The organism is Bacteroides sp. AF34-31BH (assembly GCF_003602795.1).
GTDB lineage: Bacteria > Bacteroidota > Bacteroidia > Bacteroidales > Bacteroidaceae > Bacteroides > Bacteroides uniformis.
This window is the reverse complement of sequence record NZ_QTLV01000030.1, coordinates 1-4,085: the sequence shown is the minus strand read 5'-3', so window position 1 is coordinate 4,085 and position 4,085 is coordinate 1. Positions and strand designations below refer to the sequence as shown.

Annotated in this window: 4 protein-coding genes; 2 read left to right on the top strand and 2 right to left on the bottom strand. The window is 40.3% G+C overall.

Translation table 11 applies throughout. The annotated features are described in order from the left end of the window. Positions 1–178 precede the first annotated feature (178 nt). Positions 179–3,061, top strand: coding sequence for a PL29 family lyase N-terminal domain-containing protein (locus tag DWZ67_RS19890; RefSeq protein ID WP_057087493.1), 2,883 nt, complete (start codon positions 179–181; stop codon positions 3,059–3,061). Between the two features lie 123 nt (positions 3,062–3,184). Here the strand turns inward: DWZ67_RS19890 and DWZ67_RS20685 are convergent, their stop codons facing one another. Then, entirely contained in the window at positions 3,185–3,394 is a 210-nt protein-coding gene (locus tag DWZ67_RS20685; RefSeq protein ID WP_227980286.1) for a winged helix-turn-helix transcriptional regulator, read from the bottom strand. Next, on the bottom strand, positions 3,306–3,677 hold the full coding sequence (locus DWZ67_RS19880; RefSeq protein ID WP_005833603.1) for a hypothetical protein: 372 nt from the start codon (positions 3,675–3,677) through the stop codon (positions 3,306–3,308). The genes DWZ67_RS20685 and DWZ67_RS19880 overlap by 89 nt, the downstream gene beginning before the upstream one ends. Positions 3,678–3,844: 167 nt before the next feature. On the opposite strand from DWZ67_RS19880, the gene DWZ67_RS19875 reads away from it, so the two are divergent. Then, positions 3,845–4,085: phage integrase SAM-like domain-containing protein (locus tag DWZ67_RS19875; protein ID WP_207888819.1), on the top strand; the 241-nt coding region annotated here is incomplete at its 3' end.

Below are 4,085 nucleotides of genomic sequence, written 5' to 3'. Positions count from 1 at the left end.
CCAAACAAAACGGGTCTATTTTCTCCTTATTCCCTGATTATTAACGGAATTAACAAGATTTCATTACCTGCGAAGTAACGGAATTTTTTAACAAAAGCATTATGGGAAAAGGAATGCCGGAAATGAGAAATTATTCACTTTTTATTTTTTTAAATTTATAAATTTAAAGTTTTCAATTATGAACAAAAAGTTTCTAAGTGTGATCCTGTTCAGTGCCTTAATGGTTGGTGCTGCAGGTACATTTGTTTCTTGTAAGGACTATGATGATGACATCGAAAACTTACAGAAGCAAATTGATGAAAACGCTAAGGCTATAGATCAGATTAATAAGCTGATTTCAGACGGTAGCGTAATAACAGGGGTAGTCAAGGGAGCAAATGGCATCACTATTACTCTTAGCAATGGTAATTCTTATGAAATTACCAATGGCTCAAATGGCACAAATGCTGCAGTATGGAGCATCGGAGAGGATGGCTATTGGTATAAAGATGACGTAAAACAGGCTTATAAAGCCGTTGGCGAAAAAGGTGGTGATGGTTGCTACTATAAGCCTAATGAAACAACTGGGAACTTTGACATCTACAATGCTGATGGTACCTTAAAGGAATCTACCAATATCTCTTGGAAAGGTACGGGCATTACTGCTGTAGAGGATGGCAATGATGTGATTCTATACAATGTGACAAAGGCTGATGGAACGACAGGCAGTGTTACAATTTCAAAGACCAACAATTTGCGTAGCTTGGTTTTCATCCCACAAGTGTATGTTGATGGTGTGCAGGGGTTGACTTATGATTCCTATGCTTATAAAGCACTGACTTTATCTGAAAAGGATTCTAAATCGGAAAAAACGACAGCTGCAGCTACCAGCACCACTATCAATCCGGTTGTCTATGCCGAATATCATGTAAATCCGGCCAATGCCAACGTTAATGAACTGAAAGACAAACTTTCATTCATGGTGAAACCGAACGTGGATTATATCAGTTCACGTGCTGCTGCTTCCAATGATTTTGCAATGACTCCCGAATTCGTTTCCTTTACGGACGGTATTTTGAAGGTCAAAGTCAATATCAAGGGAATAGCCGCTACAGAAGAAAAGATTTCTGTGTTTGCATTGAATGTAGAGAAAGAAAATGGTGAAGATGTTACTTCTGATTATGCTACAGTATTCAAGAAAGATTTGAGTGACTTGGCTATCGCTGACCCGGCTGCCGAAGCTGCAAAGAAAGGTATCGCTGATAAAGACGAGCACTATAGAACTAAAATTGCTGCTGTAGATGCTGACGCATACAATCAAAAGGTTGTTTGGGCAGAAGGAAATACTGAGGCAGAATCTAAAACATACTGTGATACCATTGTTGTTTACAACCAGAGCTTAGACTTGACGAAATGCGTAGAAGCTCATGAATTGGCATGTGAAGGTGGTGACAAAATCAAGGTTGCTGATTTGGAGAAACTTGGCCTGAGCTTTGCTTTTGATGTGGTAAAGAACTATAAGGTAGGTAATCCTGTAACCGATCAGGCAGACTTCGTGACTTTGGCTGATGGCGTTTTGACCCCGAAAGTGTATGAAACCGAAGGCCGTGCAGCTATTGGCCGTACTCCTATCGTACGTGTTCGTTTGATGGATGGCGAGAACCTTGTAAAGGTAGCTTACATCAAGGTATTCATTGCAGATGAGACAAGCGCTCCTGTTACTAACCAATATGAACTGACTATCGAAAACTTCAAGTATGATTGCGATGATGCTGCAGCTTCAAAACTGTCAACAGTTAAGGATATGAACGTTCAGGTATACAATGAAATCGGTCTGAGTAAAGAACAATTCCACGCAACTTATCCGTATTTCTACGACTATGGTGCTAACCAGACTCCGGCAGATTTGGGTACTTGTGAAGAAACAACAGATGCAGAAACTCAAGCTACTCACGTAATCAAATGGACTATCTCTAAAGACGCTTTGTGGGAAAATGCCAGCAAGCAGCTGACTCACCGTGTAAGATATTATGCAGGTGAAAATCAAACAGGTGCTTATGTTGAATTGGTACTGAAAGCTACGGTAGAAGATATCCAGAAGTCTTACAATGTAGCAAAAGCCGACTTCATCTCCAACTATTGGGATGCAGACAAAACTTATACCAAGTTTAATGTTGCCGTACCAAGTAGCACGACAGATGATGACCCAACTCACTGTACATTTGTTAATGATTTGAATTCTCCGTTCACAACTTGGGCAAAGAATAGTACGGAAGGAACTCCGGGCGTACTGAAACTTGACAAAGCAGTGACTGGTATAGAATACTTCTTCTGCGCTGATGACATCAAGAATATCACTAAGATTGGTGATATTGATGTAGTCTTCACAACAGATGAAGCTGGTACGACATTGTACGCTACAGTAGGCGGCAAAAAAGAAGAGATAGCTGTTATTAACAATGCTGGTTCTACCGCTCCTAACACTGTAACCTATAACAAGAATAGTGCTATTGCCAAGCAATTGTTGAATACTGGTGCTATGTACACTTATATTGGTGCTACTGGTCGTGTATGCGATGACGATACTAAGGTAGTGACTATTACATTTGATAATAAAGATCACTTCAAGGCTAACTTCATCCGTCCGGTCAACATTGCAGAACAAGCTGCTGATAACTTCATCGATGCTGTTGACTTTGGTGAAAAGGGTTCATTCATCCGCTTGGAAGATTTGATTGCTCCTTACGACTGGCGTGATCGCTACTTCAGTGACTATGCTAATTACTGGGGCTTCTACGGACCATTCACAATTACTGCTGATGTAGACAATGCTGAATGTGACTTGAACGGTGTTCGTCAGGCTGTTCCTGTAACGGTAGAGTTGAAAGCTAACACAAATACCACAATGGGTAGCGGTGATGATGCTAAGACTTCTCAGTATGGTTTCATCACTTACAAGAACAATGGTACTAAAGTTTCAGCATTCAATATCTACGTTAAAGTTACCGTAGAATATGGTTGGGGTACCATCAAGACTGATTTCATTACAGTTCCTGTAAGCTCTACTATCACTAATAACTAAAAGTAAACAAGTTATTAGAAGATAATAAATAAAAGAGTGGATATAGTCTTACAAAAGATTATATCCACTCTTCTTTTATTGTGCCTCCAATAATAAACCAACTGTCAGAACAAGTCTTGACTATTACACGTTGTTAAACACTTCCCAGTACCCCGATGTTCTACTGCCAATCCGAGTTATCAGTCCCTCCCGTTTAAGCAGCACTATTCTATTTTTTATTGTTCTCTCAGAAAGTTTTAGCACTTCACTCAACTGTCCAATGGTTATATATGGATCTTGTATAATTGCTTCCAATGTACTTTGGGCAATCTTTGGGCAATCTTTGGGCAACATTAGTTTCATCCTGCCCCATATTACTCAGTGATGTTCCGGTATTGTCCTTCATTCTGACTACATTACCGCATCCTTCATGTACGGGTATGAACATGAGGAAGTAACTGCGTTCCTCATCGGTTTCGATAGAAGCACGTGGTGAACCGTTTTTAGCCAGCCCATCTTGGATTGTAGGAATTCCGGTGCAGCGACCTTCTGTCAAGTCCAATTCTTTCAAGAAATCCCGATTACTTTCCACTTTATTACGATGCAGCAGGTCTTCTATGTTTATTGGCAGTGACATATAGTGTTCAATTATTTAATTCCACCAATGAGTATAGTCAGTATGGTGTATTCGTATTGCAATTTTCAATGCGAAGTTTCTCGCAAATATAAGAAATATATTCGTCTCCCTTATATTCATCTAATTTATTTATATTGCAGAATAAACCTTTTATAAATAAATTGGAAATGAATAGAAATGAAATTACCTTACAAGAGATGTTCTCCTCAGTCATCGGGGAACTCCGGGAAGGCGGCACGTGGGGGACGGCACACATCTACCAGTCAGCGGTGAATGCATTCTCGGCATTCACCAAATGGCAGCCGATGCCCATGCGCAAACTGAGCCCGACCGTACTGAAGAGATTCGAAAACTACCTCAGGCAGAGGAACTGCAGTTGGAACACCGTATCCACCTACATCAAGACGG